This window comes from Candidatus Foliamicus sp. (assembly GCF_965221325.1).
In the GTDB taxonomy this organism is placed as follows: Bacteria; Pseudomonadota; Gammaproteobacteria; order Steroidobacterales; family Foliamicaceae; genus Foliamicus.
In genome coordinates, this window is the sequence record NZ_OZ244880.1 from 1564164 (window position 1) to 1581722 (window position 17559).

Consider the following 17559-nt stretch of genomic DNA (forward strand, 5'->3'; position numbering starts at 1 on the left):
CTTTAGGGGGTCAGGCGCATGGAGAAGTCGCAGGCCTGAATGTGCTTGGTGAGGGCGCCGCAGGAGATGCGGTCCACGCCGGTGGCGGCAATGGCGGCGATGCTGTCTTCGGCTATTCCGCCTGACGCTTCGAGTATCGTTTCGCGGCTGCGGCGGTCGCGTTCGCGGACGGCTGCGGCCATCTGATTCAGGGAGAAGTTGTCGAGCATCACCCAGCGGGCGCCGGCGTCCAGCGCCTGGGTGAATTCATCCAGGTTGCGCACTTCTACCGTGATGGGTATTTCGGCATGGGTGCGCGAAGCGGCTTCAAGCGCGGCGCCAACGCCTCCGGCTGCGGCGATGTGGTTTTCCTTTAACAACACCGCGTCGTAAAGGCCCATGCGGTGATTGGTTCCGCCGCCCACCCGCACCGCATATTTCTGGGCCTGGCGCAATCCCGGCAGGGTCTTGCGGGTATCGAGCAGCAGCGCGCCCGAGCCTTCAATCGCCTTGCTCATGCGCCGGGTACGGGTCGCAACCGCCGACAGCATCTGCACGAAATTCAACGCCGCGCGCTCGCCGCTCAGCAGGGCGCGCACCGCGCCGCGCAACTCGCATACCACACCGCCGGGCTCAGTGAACGCGCCCTCCGCCACCCGCCAGTGGATGACGACACGCTCATCAAGCGCCGAAAAAACCTCTTCGAACCATGCGCGCCCGCACAATACGCAGGCTTCGCGCGCCACCACAACCGCAGTAGCTTGCGAGGATTCCGACAGCAGCTCAGCGGAAACGTCGCCGCCGCCCAGATCCTCGCGCAGCGCCCGCCGCGCGTCCTCGCGCACCGCGTCCATAGGCGGCTGCGGCACCGGTGCGCTGCACCTGGTCATTGCTCAGAAGCAGGAGCCGACCTGGCATGGCGTCGCGCGCAAATCGCGCAAACACGCTCGCCACACGGCGCGGACTGGCGCAATATCAGTATCAAGCCTGGATGAAAACGTTCAGCAGCGTGGCGCGGACCAGCAGCGCTGCATCCCGCTCCCGTGTCAGTTCCGCCTCGACCACGGCCTGGCGGCGGCCGCTGTGTATCACCCTGCCCTCGCCCAGAAGCGGCTCGTCCATAGGCACGGCCTTGAGGAAGTTGGCCGAGATCTGCGCGGTGCCGAAAAGACGTTCCCCGCAAGTTAGAAAGGTAAGCGCACCGCACACATCGTCCAGCATCGCCAGCGCAAATCCGCCTTGCAGGCAGCCGTTGGGGTTGGCCAGCGCCGGCGGAGGGCGGAAGCGCCCAACCGCCACGCGGCGCTCCGTGTCCACCGACAGCAGTTCGCCGCCCAGCGCCGCGCGGCTGCTGAGCCGCGGCAGCTTCGAGACATCAATGCCCGCAGTCAAGGCTCAGCCCGACACGCCGCGGAGATGCCGCAAGCAAGGACTTCGCACCAGCGCCGCGCGCGTCATCAATCCAGCGCATTGCCCAAACGCTCGGCCAGAGCCGCCACTTCGGCGGGGTCGGCCTGACTCACCTCGGGGTAGTCCGTGAAACGTTCGGGAATCTTGATGGTGGCGTCGATGCCCATCTGCTCGGACTGCACAGGCACGCCCTGCGCCGACTTGGGCGCAGAGGGGTCGAGCACGAAAGCCTGCCCGGAGGGATTAAGGATGATGTCGGACACCGGCTGTACGCGGCTCGAAATCGCCCACTCCACCGAGTCCATGTCGTAGGGATTGACGTCCGGCCCCACCACGATCACCAGTTTGGCGGTGCGTCCCCAGCGCCCGGCGGCGCCCCATACCGCGTGCAGCACATACTTGCCGAACTCCGAATGCGGCTTGGTGGCGCCGTCCACGCTCAACTGCACGATGTAGGTCATGTTGGGGGTCACCACCACGTCCTTGACCTCGGGAATCTTGCGCGAGAGATCGCTGAGCACCTCGCCTTCCACCGGCAGCAGCGCCAGGTAGTTGTGGTCGAAGGGCGGCACCATCTCCATGGTCGAATGCCAGATCGGGTTCTTGCGGTGGGTTATGTGGTTGACCTGCATCAACGGAAACACCTGCACCTTGTCGTAATAGCCCAGCGGGTTGGAGTGCCAGCCAATCTGCTCCTGCTCGCCGGGCAGGAAAACACCTTCGAGCACGTATTCGGCGCTTGCGGGAACCTCTATATCCACCGTATCGCACTTCACCAGCTTCAGTGATTCGCCGCGCAGCCCACCGGCGAAATCGTATTCGTCCTGACCGTAAGGCAGACCGGTAGCCGACGCCAGATGCAGGGCCGGATCGCAATTGCAGGCAATCGCGACCTCAAGCTGCTTGCCCGCGGCCAGCGCCTTGGCCAGGTGCAGGCCAATGTGATTCATGGGCGGGTTCCAGTAGGCGAACACTGCCAGGCAGCGGTCCTGATTGTGTTGCGAATATTCTCCGCCGGCCGGATGCTGCGCGTTCCACAACTGCGTGTAGCGGTACCAGCCCACGTTGCGCGCGCCGGTCTCCGGATCCTTGGTAATCGCGATGCCGTTGGTGATGTAGGCCGGTCCCTCCTTGCCGAACCAGACATGCGGTATCTGCTTGCCCAGCGATATGTCCTGTTCGGGAATCTTCACTTCCTTGCACGGCGCATCGGCGGCGTCCATTACGACCGGCTGGTGCCACTTGGCCGGGTCGGAAAGAATGCGCGCGTGCTTGCGCTTGGCTTCGAGGACATCTTCCTCGCCGATGCATAGCGAGGTGCGCAAGCGGCTGCCGTACGGATTGAACGCGACCGGTACCTCCGGCGTGTTGTAGCCGGTCAGATTCTCCAGAATCAGCGCCTTGTTGGGGCCGGAATGCAGCAGCGCCATGAGCGGCTGCAGGTCGGATTCATTCAGCGCCACGCTCAAAGGATGCGTGATGCGGCGCAATTCGTCCCGTTCTTCCAGCAGACTCAAGTAGGCGCGAAAATCGTCAAAGGCCATACATTCCTCCTGTTGGCGCTTGCGTACAGGCGCAGCCTAATGCAATTTAGTCTGTCTTGCCACGGGCCGGAAGGTGGAACGCCTCATTTGAACAGCAAAGGCGACAAGATTTACGACTGGCTGGCGTACCACGCGCGCTACAACGCGGACTCCCTGGCCTGCGTGGACCTCGGCAGCGGACGCCGATTCACCTATGCCGCAATGAACGAGCGCAGCACACGGCTGGCCACGGGCTTGGCCGCGGCGCACGGTGTTTCTAAGGGCGACCGGGTGGCCATCATTGCCGCCAACAGCACCGACTTCTATGAACTCATGTTCGCCTGCTGGAAACTGGGCGCGCTGTTCATGCCGCTGAACTGGCGGCTGCACACAAAGGAGATCGCCGCGCTGCTCGCGCACGGCCAGCCCAAGGTCCTGTTCTGCGACCAGGATTTCGCATCACTGGCCGAAGGATGGCGGCAGGAGGCGACGCTGATCCGCCGGCAAGGAAACGGGTCGGACTACGAGAATCTGATTTCCGATCACGGGCCCGAGGCGGTCATGCCGGAGCTCACGGGCGATGATCTGAACTGCCTCTTGTATACCTCGGGAACCACGGGCAGGCCCAAGGGCGTGATGTACAACTACCGGATGATCCATAACACGGTGCTCTGCGCCTCCCTGCACGCAGGCATGACGCGAGATTCGGTGAGCCTTGCTTACGCCCCGCTGTTTCATACCGCCGGCCTGAACGCGGCGGGCACGCCGCTGTTTCATTTTGGTGGCTGCGTGAATGTGATGCCCGGCTGGGACGCGCAACAGTGCCTGGACTACCTGGCCGATCCCGAGATGGGCATTACGCACTGCATCGGCGTTCCTACACACTACCTGATGATGAGCGAGCTGCCGAAATTCGAGAAAGCGCGTTTTCCGTCACTGGTTTGTCTCGGCGTGGGCAGCGCCCCGGTGCCGATGCAGTTGCTACGCACCTGGGAGGCCAAGGGCGTGCCGCTGGTGCAGTCGTACGGGCTTACGGAGTGTTTCAGCGTTACGCTTACCCCACCGCACCGAGCCCGCGAAATGCTGGGCTCAGCGGGCCACGCAATGATGCACGTGGAGTTGCAGGTCGGCGATGACGAAGGGTGGGAGCTTCCGTTCGGCGAAGTGGGTGAAGTGCAGTTGCGCGGGCCGGGCGTCACGCCCGGCTATTGGCGCGATCCGGAGCTCACGGCGGCGTCCTGGGTGAATGGCTGGTTTCGCACCGGCGACGGCGGGCGTATGGACGAAGATGGCACGCTGACGATAGTTGATCGCATAAAGGATATGTTCATATCAGGGGGCGAGAACATCTACCCGGCGGAAATCGAGCAGGTATTGGCGAAAATGCCCGCGGTCAGGATGGTGGGCGTAATCGGGGTGCCCGACCCCAAGTGGGGCGAGGTGGGCATGGCGATGGTGCAGCCCCGCAAAGGCATGACGATAACCGCCGAAGACGTGCTCGAACAATGCCGCGCCAACCTGGCGCGCTACAAGATTCCCAAGCACGTGAAGATCGTGAACGAACTGCCGATCAGTCCGCAGGGCAAGATAGTCAAGACGGAACTGCGGCGACGCTATGGATAAGCAAGTGTGAACAAGAACGCGCTTCCACCACAGGACAACCCATTCCGCACACCGGCCTTTCGGCGCCTGTTCGCGGCTCAGGTCATCGCGCTGGTGGGTACGGGATTCACGACCGTGGGCCTGCAACTGCTCGCCTTTCGAATGACCGGCGGGGAGGCGGCCCCGGTGCTGGCCACGGCGCTCTCGATCAAGATGGTCGCCTACGTGTTCCTGGCGCCGGTTTGCGGGGGACTCGCCCACCGCGCGTCGCGCAAGTCCATCCTGGTCAGTTGCGACGTGCTGCGCGCAGGGCTGGTTCTGCTGCTGCCGTTCGTGACCCAGGAATGGCACATATATGCATTGATCTTTCTGGTGCAGGCATTTTCGGCAGCCTTCAAACCGATTTTCCAGGCCGTCATTCCCACGGTACTGCCGGACACCGCCACCTACACGCGGGCGCTCTCGTACACGCGTCTGGCTTACGACCTGGAAACGGTCGGCAGCATGCTCCTGGCCATGGTCCTGATGGCTGCGGGTGGCGGCTTCGAATTGCTGTTCGAACTCAATTCCGCTGCCTTCCTGATTTCCGCCCTGCTCATCATTCTCACCCGCCTGGCGCCCATCGAGCCGGTGGCGCGGGCTGGCGGAATCCTGGAAGAAGTCACTTTCGGCGTACGTTCCTATCTGGCCACGCCCAGGCTGCGCAGCTTGCTGGCGCTCTACTTCGCCGTCGCCATGACCAGCGGCGCCGTATTGGTGAACAACGTCGATTACGTGCGCGCCGAGCTAGGCGGCGAGGACTGGATGGTGGCCGTAACAATGGCGGCCTACGGCGGCGGCTCGATGCTGGCCGCGCTTACCACGCCGCTCCTGCTGCGCCGCGCGAGAAGCCGGGTGCTGATGACCTGCGGCGCACTGCTGGCCGGCGCCGCCTGCCTGTTCCTGCTGCTGGCGCCCGGCCTGGCGCCGCTGATGGCACTGTGGGCGCTGATGGGCCTCGGCGCCTCCTGGGTCTATACGCCCGCCGGGAGGGTTGTGAACAAGTCATCCAACCCCGCCGATCTGCCGGCTTACTTTTCCGCACATTTTTCGCTTTCGCATACCGCCTGGCTGGCCGGCTACCCGCTGGCGGGATGGCTCGGCGCTTCATTCGGCTTGCCGGCGGCCGGTCTGATGCTGGGATTGACCTGCATCGCACTGGCCCTGCTTGGCGCACGGCTGTGGCCCCGCGAAGATGGCGGTGAGACCATGCACGAACATGCGGCAATGGAGCACAGCCACATGCACGTCCACGACCGCCACCACCAGCATTCCCACGCAGGCGAAGAGGGGCCGGAGCCCCACATGCATAAGCATCGGCACCGGCCCGTGCAGCATGCGCACGACTACGTAATCGATCTGCACCACCCGCGCTGGCCCGGCGCCTGAGCACACCGCGGCGCCAAACGGCGCGGGAAAACCAAGCTTAGCGGGCGGCCGTTGAGATTGCCTTCAGGTTACAGGTGTTGTCCAGCCAGTCGATCATCGCCGGATACATTTGCATGTAGTGGCGATAGAAAATTGTACCGAAGAAGTGATTGGCGCCCTCAAGCTCAATGTATCTGTGGCGCTTGCCATACTCCTTGAGCTTGGCGACAAACTTGCGGCTTTCGGCCACCGGCACCCGTTCGTCGATGTCACCGTGAATGACGAGTATGGGAATATCGACGCTGTCCACGTGGTCGAGCGGATTAAGGCCGTCCACAGTGGGCCGATACACTTTCTCGGCAAACGTCCCGGAGTCGGCCAGCCAAGCCCGGAAATACGGCAGATCCGCTACGCCCGCTCCGGCGATGGCGCACTGAAACGGGTTCGGATCCCGCAGCGCACCGACGAAAGCCGCGTAGCCACCGTAGCTCCAGCCGAAAATGGCGGCGCGGGCGGGATCGCCCAAGCCTCGCCCTGACAGGTAGGCGATGGCGTCTTCCAGGTCATCCTGCATCTCGTGGCCCCAGCGCGCATAGCCCGCCTCCAGATGCTCGCGCCCAAACCCTTCGGAAATGCGGAATTGCGGCTGAATGACCACGTAGCCGTGATGGGCAAGCAACTGCGCCCATACGTCAAAACCCCAGTAGTCTCTGGCCACCGGCCCGCCATGCGGCAGAACCACCAGCGGGAAAGGACCTTCGCCTTGCGGCACCGTCACCAACGCCGGAATTTCCAGCCCATCGCGCGCCTTGTAGCGCACCCACTCCACTTCGCTCAGCATGTCCGCGGTCAAGTAGGGCAGCGAACGACCCAGCAGGTCCAGCCGATTGTCCTTCAGCAGATACCACGACGGGGGCATCTTTGGCCCCTCGGCGCGAATGATCATGGTGGCGCCGTCGCGAGAACGCGATACGATTCTGTTATCCGTGTCCGGCAAGATTCCGTTTATAGCCTCGTAAAGCGCCTTTTCCTGCGGGTCCACCAAATACACGTCGCCTGCCTTCCCGGTAAACGTGAAACCGACAATGACCTCGTTCCTGTCTTCGTCCAGGCGGGTGCGGATTCCGGTGGCGTCGTATCGCGGATGCATGAACTGCAGTTCGCCGAACTGGCGCGTTTCAAGATCGTAGGTATAGATGCCGACCGTGTCCGTCTCGTGATTGGAGCGCACGTAGAACTCATTGCTGGAAGGCGGACCCACAAGGCGGAAAGCTTCGGCAATGCTGCTGGCGCTGTCCACATTGGCCTCGGTTCTGCCGATTTCGATCCACTCGGTCTCTCCCTTGAGGCGCGCCAGTTCGATAATGGCTTGAGCGCTCGCGTCGAAGCGCGCGGCGAGCCTGGGATCGCCATCCTCGTCCAGGTAGGTGATCGATATCCGGTTGCTGTTCCTGGCCACCCGCTGAGCGGAACCGGTCTCCACATTGACCCGGAAAATATCCGGCACCCTGTTCTGGTCGTCGTCGTAGGTAATCAGGATGTGATCTTCGTCTTTGGGCAGCATGTCGAACACCTGCGCGCCGCCAAACTGCTCCATGGTCCTGGCTATCTCGCTGCGCCGGTCAGCCCGTCTCCTCGGTATCTCGAGCCAGCGCCCGCCCTTCCTGTCCACCGTGGCGAGCTTGCTGACCTGGCGCGTGTCTGCGCCCAGCCGCTGCAGTGTTTCCACATCCTGGCGAAATCGCACGACTAGCCTGTCGTTGTTGGCCCAGGCGGCGGACACCAGTTCCATCCTGTCGCCGCCCAGCGTAACCGGCCGCTTCGCCATGTCGGCCAGTTCGTAGATCAGCAGAAACTGCTTGCCATCCTTGGCGAAGCGTTGCAGCGTGGACACGTGTTTGCCGTCCGGCGAAACCGCTGCCGCGCTCATCGCGGGCTCTTGCGCGAACGCTTCAAAATCGCTCAGCCCCTGCTGCGCCTGGCCCAAGGCCACAAGCGGCAACGCCAGGCCCAAGCCCAGCCCCAAACCATTCCGCGTCAACATCTGCAGCGGTTTCCGTGCAATAGCGCGTTGCCTCGGGCCAACCGCCGGACGATGCCTAGAATTGGGTCGCCACCAACAGGAAGGCACGCCTGCCCAGCAGGTCGTAACCCGCTCCCAGCGGAATATTGTTCAACTGAACTTCCGGGGCGCCGGCGTCCATCAGCGGAGGTTCCTCGTCGAACAGGTTGGCCACCCCTACGGTGATCGACCAGTTCCGAGGTTGCCAGCGCAGCGAAACGTTATGTGTCCAGTAGGATTCGGTCATCGCGAGAGGCCGGCACATGACGTTGAGTGTGGCACAGGGCACGCCTTCAAAGAAATCGCCCGGGTCGTCCTGCTCACCATGGATGTAGTTCGCACCCCAATTGAGGCGGAAAGCTCCGTAGGTAGCGAACAGCAGCGCGGACCCTTCCCATTCCGGCGCAACCGGCGTGGCGGCGTCGTCCTCCTCGGCCTCCAGGAAAATGAAGTTGTTTTCCAGCAGCCGCGTTACCCGCAGGTCCAGCTCCAGGTTCAGGTTGCGGTCGAACATGACGAAATCGCGCTGGAAGTAGAGGTTGTAGTCGATGCCCCGCGAGGTGATCGCGTTGATGTTGATGAAGCTGGCATCCACCTCTTCGATCAGGCCGTTGGCGCCGCGCCGTATGAAGCGGCAGAAGGCGCTGGTGTTGCCCGGATTCTCCACGTAGCAGTCGTTGACTATGAACCCGGTGCCGAGCAGGCTGATTGTGTCCTCCACCAGGATGTCGAAATGGGTCACGCTCAGGCGCAGGATGAACGAATCCCAAAAAGGCTGATCCAGCACCACGCCGTAGGTATAGGAGGTGGAGGTTTCCGGATCGATATCGAGCTGAACCTGCTGGCCTCCCTTGCGCAGGCGCTCCACGGAGTAGGTGGTATTGAACCCCTCCAGTCCAAGCGTGGTGGGATCCACGCCCTGCGCCCGGCAATTGTCGAGCACATCCTGCTCGCGCAAGTCGTCGTCCGGGTTGTAGGTGGCCGGCTGATTGGGATTCAGGGAGTCGATCCGCGCCCCCAGCGGCACCACGCAAGGATCGAAAATGGCTGCGAAGCCGGACGTGCCCGCCAGGAATTGCTCATGGGTGTTGGGCGCCCGGAACGAGGTGCCATACGTGCCGCGGAAGGAAATGCCCTCAAACGGCGAATATATAGCCTTGCCGCTGTAGGTTGTATCACTGCCGTAGGTGCTCTCGTCCGTCCAGCGTAGCGCCGCATTCAGCGACAGTTCCTCGGCCAGCGGGGCACTTTCGAGGAGTTGCAATTCGGTTTCCAGAAACAACTCGGTGATGTCGCGCTTGCCCACCGCGCCGCCGTCCTTGAAGTATGCGATCAGCAACCCGTCGCGCGCGACTTCGTTGGGCACCGAATCGATCTCGTCCTCGCGGTACTCGAAGCCGAGCACCAGCGGCACGGGCGTCTTGTTCCAGGGCAGCAGCGCCAGATCGCCCTGCAGGATGCCGCTTAAGATGGACTGGTAGATCTCGGTATCAAAGGAGCGTACGCCGAACACGTAGTCGCGCTCCGCGGGCGTGGCGAAGTCTCCTCCGCCCGGCTGATACAGCGAACCCGCAAACATATCCACCGGCACGCAGGGCTGACCGGCGCCGCAGGTGATGTCGCCGGTTGCCGGATCAAGCACGGAGGTTTCCAGCGACAGTGTCAGTTCGCGCTCCAGAATGCCGGTCTGGAAGTCCGTGCCGTCGGACGTGGAGTAACTGAAATAGAAGTCGTATGCCCAATTGCCGAAGCCCGAGTCATTGCGCCAGGACGGAAGATCGCCGCGCAGCCCCGCAACGGAGCGCAACTGGGTAATTTCCACGTCTCTGTTGTCGCGGTCACCGCGCACGGCCACGATCGGAGTGACTTCGAAGTTGCCGAAATTAAAGCCGAAGAAACCGAGACAGTTCACGCCGTTGGGCTGAAACTGGTTGCAGGGGTTGTACGGGTTGCCGGCCGGCACATCAGGGAAAATCGTCGCACCGGGCGAAAACACCACCGTCTTGCGGTTGGCATAGAGCACCTCGAAGTACGCCTGGGTATTGCTGGCGTTGCCCAGGTCGTACTCGCCGTAGGCGTAGAAGTTGATGCGTTCCGTTCCGGGCAGCAGGTCGCTGGCCCGGTCACGGTCGGTCCCGTTGAAGTTGTAGGCGTCGGTCTGCAGGTCAACGTCCGAGAGGCCGTCGCGGTCCGGGTCGATCAGTCCTGTGTCCGGAATACCGTCTCCATCCTGGTCTATCGGCACGATGGCGGCCGGATTGAATCCGGTAAATCCAACCGGTACCTCGGTCTCGGATAAGTTGGGGATCCCGATGTTGGTTTCGCCAGACGTGTACCACATGTTGCCGAACCCAATGTCAAGGTAAACCCGGTTGATGGTGGATAGGCGGCAGGGACTCAGGGTGGTGCCGGGCACCAAGCCCAGGTAGTTGCTGAGCGGATTGCCGTTTTCGTCCTCATAGAAGTAGCGGTCGCAGCGCTCGGTGTAGGAGCGGTCGCGCAAGCGGACACGCTGGCGTCGGTAGTACTCGGCCGCCATGCCGAGCGTCCAATTGTCGGCGGTTTGGCCCCAGGCCAGCCCCAGTGTCTGCTCCGCGCCGCCCGTGGCGTCCGTCTCGATGAGCTGGGATTCGAACTCGAAACCCTCGAAATCTTCCCGCATGATCACGTTTACCACTCCGGCCACGGCGTCCGAGCCATACACGGACGACGCGCCGTCGAGCAGGAACTCGATCCGATCGATCATCACGCTGGGTATGGTCGAAATATCCGGCGAGGTCGGTGCGCCGCCCACGCCGCCTGGAGCCACCCGCCGGCTATTGAGCAGCAGCAGCACCCGCTCGGGACCCAAACCGCGCAGATTGATCTGCGAAGCGCCCGGGCCGTTATCGACCACGAAGGCCGTAAAGGTGCTGTCGATCTGCGTTCCTGTCGCCTGCGTGGCGCTCTGCAGCAATGCGGCGGTGTCGATCAGGCCCAGTTCGCGGGATACCTGGCCGTCAATGATCTGCACGGGCGCGGCGCTGGTGAACTCATCGCGGCGTATTCTCGAACCGGTCACGACCACCTCTTCCATGGGCGCCTCGTCCGCTACCGGTTCCACATTCCCCTCGGCTTCTTCCGAAGCCGTATCAAGCGTTTCGTCCGCCTCCTCCTGGGAGGATTGGGCAAATGCCCCATAAGGCAGCATCAGCAAGGCAAACAACGCGATTGTCAGAAGTCTGTGCATTTGCACACCCCCGAAATTTCTATTGAGCGTTTGTTATAGGTCGAAATAGTCCGCAAGTCAATTTGAGTAGCCCAAAAAAACGTAAATTGGGCAAACGCGGACGATTTCAGTCTATTTTTTCGACTTGATATCCGTTATGCGGTTCTGTTCCGGCCGCGCGAGCTTCCCGGCTGTCTGGCGGCCCAGGCGGGCCGCAGCGTTGCGGTAGCCCGATTCGAGTTCCGCCACCAGTTCGGCTGTGGACTGCACACGCTGCACCGAGCCCACGCCTTGCCCGGCCGACCAGATGTCGCGCCAGGCGCGCGAGCGCTTCTCTTCGTCGTCGAACTGGATGTCCGGGTTGGCAGTTTGCAGCACGGCGGGATCGATGCCCGCCCGCTCTACGCTGGTCTTCAGATAGTTGGCCGGTACGCCGGTGAAGTAGGGCGTGAGCACCAGGTCATCAACGCCGCTGTCCACCAGCATCTGCCGGTAACCGTCGGGCGCGAGGCTTTCACGGGCAGCGATGAAACGGGTGCCTATGTAGGCGAAATCGGCGCCCATGGCGATAGCCGCCGCGACATCCGCTCCCGAAGAAATGCCGCCGGCCAGCACCAGAGGGCCGGCGAAGAACTTGCGCACCTCGGCCAGAAACGCAAACGGCGTGATCATGCCGGTGTGGCCGCCGGCGCCGGCCGCTACCAGCACCAGGCCATCTGCACCGGCGTCGGCCGCCTTGCGCGCGTAGAACAGGCTGTTGACATCGCAAAACAGCAATCCGCCGTAGGAATGCACTTCGTCGCGCACCAGCCTTGGGGTACCCAGCGACGTGATCACGATAGGCGCCTGGTAACGCACGGTAAGGTCGAGGTCCTCGTCCAGCCGCTTGTTGCTGCGGTGCACGATCAGGTTCACGGCCCAGGGCGCGCTCTTGCCCGGCCGCTGCCTTTCGTCCTCGGCCAGCGTCGTCGAAATCCGCTCCAGCCATTCCTCCAGCGCCTTCAGAGGACGGGCGTTGAGCGACGGGAAAGCGCCGATCACACCTTCTCGACAGGCCTCTATCACGAGGTCCGGCCCGGAAACCAGGAACATGGGCGCAGCGAACACCGGCAGCCGCAGCCGCTCCGCGAGTTCTGCAATGCGCACGTCGGTATCGGGGCGGTTCGCCGCCATGTGCGCGGGTTTGTGGCGGGCTAGTCCGAGTCGCCGGTGGAAAGCGGCGGCAACTGCCCCAGATGCGCCCCGCTGTCGGCAATAAGGGTTTCGCCTGTAACCAGCGGCGCGCCTTCCAGAAACCAGACGATCACTTCGGCGACGTGCTCCGGCTCCGCAACTTGCTTCAGCGGCAGCATGGAACTGGCCATGTCCAGCATGCCCTGGTAGGCCTTGTCGCCCATTCCGCCCTGCAGCCAGCGGGTCTGAATCATGCCGGGCGCGACACTGTTGATGCGGATTTCCGGCCCGAGCACATGCGCCAGAGACTTGGTCATCAAGTTCAGCGCAGCCTTGGATGCGGCGTAGGGAATCGACGATGCAACGCCGGTAACTCCGCCGATCGACGAATTGTTTACCACTGCTCCGCTGCCCTGCGCCCGCATGTGCGGCTCAACAGCGCGGATCATTTGGTAGGCTCCCACCACGTTGACCGCGTAGATATCCAGGAAATCCTGCTTGTCGAGCCCGTGAAGATCGGGATAAGGATTGAACTTGGTCCGGCCGGCGTTGTTGACCAGGTAGTCGATACGCCCCCAGGCGTCCATGGCGGCCGCCGCCAGCGCCAGGCAATCGGCGTCTTCGGACACGTCGCCACGCACCACGCGCGTTTCCGCTCCCGCCGCTTCGCATCGAGCAGCAGTTTCCAAAGCTTCCTTCTCGCTGCGTGTGTAGTTCACCACCACGTTGCAGCCCCGGGCCGCCAGCAACTCGGCTGCTGCGGCGCCAACACCAGTGGCCGAACCGGTCACGATGGCAGTCTTGCGTTCGTCCATGGGGCGCAATTCTAGCAGGCCGCAGCGAACGCCATGCTGCGTCGAACAGCTCTGCATCGCGACCCGATTGCGCCGCGCGTCTGGCCAGGTGCGCCGCCACCAAGAGGGGCGCCACGGGCCGCTGGCCGCTGCGCCGCTTCTGCGGTAAAGTGGATTTCATTCAATCAACCGCAGGAGACATCTTCATGGCTGGTCCAAGAGCGCGCGAACTGCCGGCATGGGTATTGCGCCCCATCTCTGATATGCCCGTACTGGGGCCCGCGGACTCGCTAAGCGGTGTGCAACGCGAACTGCAGGAGCTGCTGGACCGCTATTCCACGGCGCTTGAGGCTGGCGATCTGGCGGAGGTGGAGGCCTGCATGCGGACCGACGAGCAGCTCGTGGTTATCGAATCGAGCTATCCGAACTACGGGTGGGAGGATTACTTCAACAACCACCTCAGCCAGGAGCTGGCCACGCTGGAGAACGTCAGCTACAAGGCCGAACTGGTGCATGCACACGGAACCGAAAATCTCGCCTACGGTGTTTTCATCTACAAGGCAGCCGGATCGCGCGGAGGAAATCACCGCAGTGTGGAAGGCATGGGTACGCTAGTGGCCGAACGTATCGACGGCGAATGGCGAATCCGCCACTGGGCCACGTCCTCAAGGCGCCCGCTAAGCCACTAATGAGGCCCGACATCAACTCTTGGCAGCTTCCTTGCCGCCAGGCCAGCGGCGCACAAGGTCCGTTTTCAGACCGAACAGGTCCATCAGCCGGCCCACGGTGTGATTGACAATGTCGTCCACGCTAGTCGGCTTGGCATAGAAACCCGGCACCGGTGGCGCCACGATGGCGCCCATCAGCGCTGCTTGGCGCATGAGCCTCAGGTGCCCCGCGTGCAGCGGGGTCTCGCGCGGCGCCAGCACCAGTCTGCGTCCTTCCTTCAGCGTGACGTCCGCGGCCCGTGCCAGCAGGTTCGAGGCATAGGAATTGACGATCGCCGAAAGCGTCTTCATCGAGCACGGCGCCACGACCATGCCACCGGTCGGGAATGAACCGCTGGCGATAGTGGCCGCCACGTCGCTATCCGAATGTACGACGTCAGCCAGCGACTCCACTTGGCGAACCTTCCAGTCGGTTTCCAGCGCAATGTTGACCTTGCCGCCGTTGCTGATCACCAAGTGCGTCTCCACGCCCTGCGCGTCACGCAGCGCCTGCAGCAGCCGAATGCCGTAAATCACGCCGCTGGCGCCGGAGATTCCAATGATAAGCCGCATGCAAGTATTGAAGGTGGTGCCGGAAGTCAGATTCGAACTGACGACCTACGCATTACGAATGCGTTGCTCTACCAGCTGAGCTATTCCGGCCGCGGGGGGCGCCCGGCTCGCAAACAGGCGCACCGCCGTGCGACCTGGCGCGCGCCGCCGCGCCTGAACGCTTGGATTGTATCGCATAGATGCCCCGCTGATTTGTTGACGAATACGCGCAATTGCGCCCTTCCTGACTGCCTCGTGGGTGGTTATCTTTGCTTTCGCGCCCGCGGAAACGGCGCATGCAAGGGAACGCACGATGCGCGGCTTTACGCTGATGGAAATTCTGGTAGCACTGGCTGTCGCCACTGTCGCGGCGCTATTGGCGCAGCCCACTATCGCCACCGGAATGCTCAATGTGCAGCGGAGCACCACGATCAACGGATTGATCCGCAGCCTGCACCTCGCGCGCCGGTCGGCTGCCGAACGTGGAAAGGCCACCATCGTGTGCGCCAGTTCCGACGGACGGCAGTGCAGCAGCGCCGAAAACTGGGATTCCGGATGGATCGTGCACGATGATGCGCACCCGGCAGCGCCTTATGCGCCAACACCGGGTTCGATCCTTTACCGCTCACGAGTCGGAGCCGGTCTTGCCATCAGCGCCAATCGCACCCAGTTCGTGTTCCGGCCGTTCCGCGGGCGCTCCACCAACGGCACACTGATTGTCTGCGACCGGCGCGGGAGCGCGGAAGCACGCGCAGTGATCGTCAACAATATCGGGCGCCCGCGCGCCGCCCGAACCACCGCCGGCGGCGAGACTCTTGTCTGCCCCGCCGGATAAGTCCGCAATCCGGCGCAACATGCCGGCGTTTCACACGCAGGGCTTCAGTCTCGCCGAGTGCCTCCTGGCAGTGGCACTGTTCAGCTTCGGACTGCTCGGCGCGGGGGCGCTGAGCGTCGAACGCTTGCGCGAAGCCCGCGCCGCGCACACGCACTTCGTGGCCGCGATGCTGGCGCAGGACCTCGCCGCGCGTATCCAGGCCGATCCGCAGGCGGCCGGCGGCGGTCATTTCCAGGAGTGGCGGGCAAGCGCAGCGCAACTTCTTGCCGGACTCCAATGCACCATAACGGCGCTGGGCGGCACACCGCCTGCCTACCGCCTGCAGCTTGACTGGCCTCTGGGCGCAGATGAATCGGCCCGGCTGACGATATGGATCGGCCAATGAAACGCGCGCACCGCAGCGAACAGGGCAGCAGCCTCGCGGAACTACTGGTGGCGCTGGGTGTTTCGAGCATCCTTCTGCTGGGCATGTTCGCTTCGTCTCAGCAACTGCGCCTGGCTGCCCGGGCCGCGGATAACCTGCACCAGCTCGAAGAACGGGCGCGCTTCGCGCTGGACTTGCTGCGCGCCGATATTCGTCTGGCGGGGTTCTGGGGGCTGCATGCCGATCCGAATGCCGTGCGCCGCAGCGCGGGTGCCGCAGCGCGCTGCGGCGCCAACAGCGCTACCGATTGGGCGCTGCGGCCTGGCAACTACGTGGCGGCGGTCAACGACGACTGGATCATGCCCTGCCCTCCGTTCCGAAACCGGCGCCAGGTCGGCACGGACGTGCTGGAAATACGCCGCGCCAGCCTCGCCGTTTCGAACTCGGACGCGCGCAAGGTGCAGATTGTCTCGTCAAGACGCGATGCAGTGATCTTTTCGGCAAGTGCGGCGCCGACGCTGACCGGCCTTACGGAGCTGCGTGACCTGCGCGTACACGCCTGGTATGTGGCGGCGGAATCGAGTCGTAACCCGGAGATTCCCTCACTGCGGCGCAAGACTCTCGGTGGCGGCGGCCTGATCCGGGACCAGGAAATTCTTGCCGGCGTCGAGGACCTGCAGATCCGCCTGGCCCTGGATGCGGATGCGGATGGAATTGCCGATCGTTCGGTCGATCCCAACCAACCTCCGGCGCCCGGTGAGCGCGTAGTGGCCGTGCATTTCTGGCTGCTGCTGCAAAGCGAAGAGCGGGAAACGGGCTACCGGGATCCAGGAACATACGCATACGCCGGCCGTTCGCCCCGGAGCTACAACGACGGAAGACGCCGCTTACTGGTGACCGGCAGCACGGTGGTTGCCAATGCGCAGTAACCCGAAAACGCGCGAAAGCGGCGTCGTCATGGCGGCGGTGCTGATGACGCTGGCCACCTTGTCATTGTTGGTTGCGACCGGAAAAGGAGACACGGCGCTGCAATGGGCGCAACTGCGCAACGCCCGCGATTACGGCATGGCCGTACGGCTGGCCGATACGGGCATCGCAAGGGCGCTGTCGACCGCAAGTTTCAGCCTGCGTGCCGTAGATTCCGGCCGCTACTGCCGAACGCCATCGCGATGCGTCGATTGGACTGTTCGTTACGTGGAATCCACGCCTGTCCCCGAAGCTTTGGCCAGCGGTGCGGGACCGGAGCGCGCCCTGCACTTCGAAGTTGCATCGACCGCCGAAGCCGGGCGTCATGCAAGCGCTTCCGCAGTCCTCGGTTTCCTGGTACTCGCCCCGGGACAGACGAACGAGCCGCTGCCCGATGAAGTTCGGGTCTGCGCCAGCAGCGAAAATTGTCCGCCTGACGCAAGCAGCCCGCCGATACGGCGCTATTGGCGAGAGGGGGCGGAATGACGTTGCGGGAGGGCCCTGCGAGCTGCCAGCGGCGGGAAATCGTGCGTCTGTGCGGATTCAGTCTCACCGAATTGCTGCTAGTGCTGGCGATTCTGGCCGTGTTGATGACTGCCGCCGTGCCGCTCTGGAACCGCCAGGCGGAGCGCAGCCGGCGGCTGGACGCCACCGACGCGCTGATGCGAATTGCCGTCCTCCAAGAGCGTTACTACCTTGAGAATGGACGCTATGCGGGGCCCGGCGAACTGGCGGCAATGTCCCCGGCGGGTCTCGGAATCACGGCAACGGAACGCGGCCATTACACACTTGAGCTGCGCGCCCTAAACGGCGACCCCGCACTAGGCTACGAGGCGCACGCCATCGCCCAGCGACCCGGAGCCCAAGCAGACGACGCGCAATGCCGGATCTTCACGCTTGATTCCACCGGTCTGCGCACGGCCGAATCCGCCGCTGGTGAAGACAGCAGCGCGGCTTGCTGGCCTTGACTTGCGAAG

At 63.4% G+C, this 17559-nt stretch carries 16 protein-coding genes and 1 tRNA gene; 8 read left to right on the forward strand and 9 right to left on the reverse strand.

The features are described from left to right. Positions 1-2: 2 nt before the first annotated feature. The 3 genes from nadC to ACWCOO_RS06875 form a co-directional block, all read right to left on the reverse strand. Complete coding sequence (nadC, locus tag ACWCOO_RS06865; RefSeq protein WP_446830257.1) at positions 3-869, reverse strand: carboxylating nicotinate-nucleotide diphosphorylase; 867 nt, start codon at positions 867-869, stop codon at positions 3-5. 91 nt (positions 870-960) lie between these two features. Then, positions 961-1371 carry a PaaI family thioesterase gene (locus ACWCOO_RS06870; RefSeq protein WP_446830258.1) on the reverse strand — a complete coding sequence of 137 codons (411 nt, stop codon included), beginning with the start codon at positions 1369-1371 and terminating at the stop codon, positions 961-963. Positions 1372-1436: 65 nt separating this feature from the next. Then, a complete protein-coding gene (locus ACWCOO_RS06875) occupies positions 1437-2933 on the reverse strand; it encodes a UbiD family decarboxylase (RefSeq protein WP_446830259.1) in 1497 nt (498 codons plus the stop codon). Positions 2934-3020: 87 nt separating this feature from the next. On the opposite strand from ACWCOO_RS06875, the gene ACWCOO_RS06880 reads away from it, so the two are divergent. Together ACWCOO_RS06880 and ACWCOO_RS06885 are read left to right on the forward strand one after the other, a co-directional pair. Beyond that, a complete protein-coding gene (locus ACWCOO_RS06880) occupies positions 3021-4535 on the forward strand; it encodes an acyl-CoA synthetase (RefSeq protein WP_446830260.1) in 1515 nt (504 codons plus the stop codon). A 6-nt stretch (positions 4536-4541) separates the two neighbouring features. Beyond that, entirely contained in the window at positions 4542-5942 is a 1401-nt protein-coding gene (locus ACWCOO_RS06885) for an MFS transporter (RefSeq protein ID WP_446830261.1), read from the forward strand. A gap of 37 nt (positions 5943-5979) precedes the next feature. Here ACWCOO_RS06885 and ACWCOO_RS06890 read toward each other — a convergent pair whose 3' ends face one another. The 4 genes from ACWCOO_RS06890 to ACWCOO_RS06905 all read right to left on the reverse strand — a co-directional run bounded on the left by ACWCOO_RS06890 (position 5980) and on the right by ACWCOO_RS06905 (position 13179). Beyond that, a complete protein-coding gene (locus tag ACWCOO_RS06890) occupies positions 5980-7965 on the reverse strand; it encodes an alpha/beta hydrolase family protein (protein ID WP_446830262.1) in 1986 nt (661 codons plus the stop codon). 55 nt (positions 7966-8020) lie between these two features. Beyond that, complete coding sequence (locus tag ACWCOO_RS06895; protein ID WP_446830263.1) at positions 8021-11212, reverse strand: TonB-dependent receptor domain-containing protein; 3192 nt, start codon at positions 11210-11212, stop codon at positions 8021-8023. Positions 11213-11323: 111 nt separating this feature from the next. Further along, positions 11324-12364 carry an NAD(P)H-dependent flavin oxidoreductase gene (locus tag ACWCOO_RS06900; protein WP_446830264.1) on the reverse strand — a complete coding sequence of 347 codons (1041 nt, stop codon included), beginning with the start codon at positions 12362-12364 and terminating at the stop codon, positions 11324-11326. 20 nt (positions 12365-12384) lie between these two features. Next, on the reverse strand, positions 12385-13179 hold the full coding sequence (locus ACWCOO_RS06905) for an SDR family NAD(P)-dependent oxidoreductase (RefSeq protein WP_446830265.1): 795 nt from the start codon (positions 13177-13179) through the stop codon (positions 12385-12387). A gap of 185 nt (positions 13180-13364) precedes the next feature. Here ACWCOO_RS06905 and ACWCOO_RS06910 point away from each other — a divergent pair, with 185 nt between their 5' ends. Next, positions 13365-13847, forward strand: coding sequence for a YybH family protein (locus ACWCOO_RS06910; RefSeq protein ID WP_446830266.1), 483 nt, complete (start codon positions 13365-13367; stop codon positions 13845-13847). 12 nt (positions 13848-13859) lie between these two features. Here ACWCOO_RS06910 and ACWCOO_RS06915 read toward each other — a convergent pair whose 3' ends face one another. Together ACWCOO_RS06915 and ACWCOO_RS06920 are read right to left on the reverse strand one after the other, a co-directional pair. Further along, positions 13860-14438, reverse strand: a complete 579-nt coding sequence (locus ACWCOO_RS06915) for a UbiX family flavin prenyltransferase (protein WP_446830267.1) — start codon at positions 14436-14438, stop codon at positions 13860-13862. Between the two features lie 14 nt (positions 14439-14452). After that, positions 14453-14528 (reverse strand) — tRNA-Thr (locus tag ACWCOO_RS06920). Between the two features lie 202 nt (positions 14529-14730). Between ACWCOO_RS06920 and ACWCOO_RS06925 the strand changes: the two genes are divergently transcribed. The 5 genes from ACWCOO_RS06925 to ACWCOO_RS06945 are packed head-to-tail and all read left to right on the forward strand — an operon-like array spanning position 14731 to position 17550. Continuing rightward, positions 14731-15252: a GspH/FimT family protein gene (locus ACWCOO_RS06925; protein WP_446830268.1), complete on the forward strand. Its 522-nt coding sequence runs from the start codon at positions 14731-14733 to the stop codon at positions 15250-15252. Positions 15253-15271: 19 nt separating this feature from the next. Beyond that, on the forward strand, positions 15272-15637 hold the full coding sequence (locus ACWCOO_RS06930) for a type IV pilus modification PilV family protein (RefSeq protein WP_446830269.1): 366 nt from the start codon (positions 15272-15274) through the stop codon (positions 15635-15637). Then, positions 15634-16545: a PilW family protein gene (locus tag ACWCOO_RS06935; protein WP_446830270.1), complete on the forward strand. Its 912-nt coding sequence runs from the start codon at positions 15634-15636 to the stop codon at positions 16543-16545. The genes ACWCOO_RS06930 and ACWCOO_RS06935 overlap by 4 nt, the downstream gene beginning before the upstream one ends. Then, positions 16535-17068: a hypothetical protein gene (locus tag ACWCOO_RS06940; protein ID WP_446830271.1), complete on the forward strand. Its 534-nt coding sequence runs from the start codon at positions 16535-16537 to the stop codon at positions 17066-17068. The genes ACWCOO_RS06935 and ACWCOO_RS06940 overlap by 11 nt, the downstream gene beginning before the upstream one ends. Continuing rightward, positions 17065-17550: a type IV pilin protein gene (locus ACWCOO_RS06945; RefSeq protein WP_446830272.1), complete on the forward strand. Its 486-nt coding sequence runs from the start codon at positions 17065-17067 to the stop codon at positions 17548-17550. Before ACWCOO_RS06940 ends, ACWCOO_RS06945 begins: the two co-directional genes overlap by 4 nt. Positions 17551-17559: the final 9 nt, after the last annotated feature.

What these genes read in the sequence shown, in the direction of transcription:
- nadC (WP_446830257.1), bottom strand. Translation starts at nt 869, where the DNA reads ATGACCAGGTGCAGCGCACCGGTGCCGCAGCCGCCTATGGACGCGGTG.
- ACWCOO_RS06875 (WP_446830259.1), bottom strand. Translation starts at nt 2,933, where the DNA reads ATGGCCTTTGACGATTTTCGCGCCTACTTGAGTCTGCTGGAAGAACGG.
- ACWCOO_RS06890 (WP_446830262.1), bottom strand. Translation starts at nt 7,965, where the DNA reads ATGTTGACGCGGAATGGTTTGGGGCTGGGCTTGGGCCTGGCGTTGCCG.
- ACWCOO_RS06895 (WP_446830263.1), bottom strand. Translation starts at nt 11,212, where the DNA reads ATGCACAGACTTCTGACAATCGCGTTGTTTGCCTTGCTGATGCTGCCT.
- ACWCOO_RS06900 (WP_446830264.1), bottom strand. Translation starts at nt 12,364, where the DNA reads ATGGCGGCGAACCGCCCCGATACCGACGTGCGCATTGCAGAACTCGCG.
- ACWCOO_RS06905 (WP_446830265.1), bottom strand. Translation starts at nt 13,179, where the DNA reads ATGGACGAACGCAAGACTGCCATCGTGACCGGTTCGGCCACTGGTGTT.
- ACWCOO_RS06910 (WP_446830266.1), top strand. Translation starts at nt 13,365, where the DNA reads ATGGCTGGTCCAAGAGCGCGCGAACTGCCGGCATGGGTATTGCGCCCC.
- ACWCOO_RS06915 (WP_446830267.1), bottom strand. Translation starts at nt 14,438, where the DNA reads ATGCGGCTTATCATTGGAATCTCCGGCGCCAGCGGCGTGATTTACGGC.
- ACWCOO_RS06925 (WP_446830268.1), top strand. Translation starts at nt 14,731, where the DNA reads ATGCGCGGCTTTACGCTGATGGAAATTCTGGTAGCACTGGCTGTCGCC.
- ACWCOO_RS06930 (WP_446830269.1), top strand. Translation starts at nt 15,272, where the DNA reads ATGCCGGCGTTTCACACGCAGGGCTTCAGTCTCGCCGAGTGCCTCCTG.
- ACWCOO_RS06935 (WP_446830270.1), top strand. Translation starts at nt 15,634, where the DNA reads ATGAAACGCGCGCACCGCAGCGAACAGGGCAGCAGCCTCGCGGAACTA.
- ACWCOO_RS06940 (WP_446830271.1), top strand. Translation starts at nt 16,535, where the DNA reads ATGCGCAGTAACCCGAAAACGCGCGAAAGCGGCGTCGTCATGGCGGCG.
- ACWCOO_RS06945 (WP_446830272.1), top strand. Translation starts at nt 17,065, where the DNA reads ATGACGTTGCGGGAGGGCCCTGCGAGCTGCCAGCGGCGGGAAATCGTG.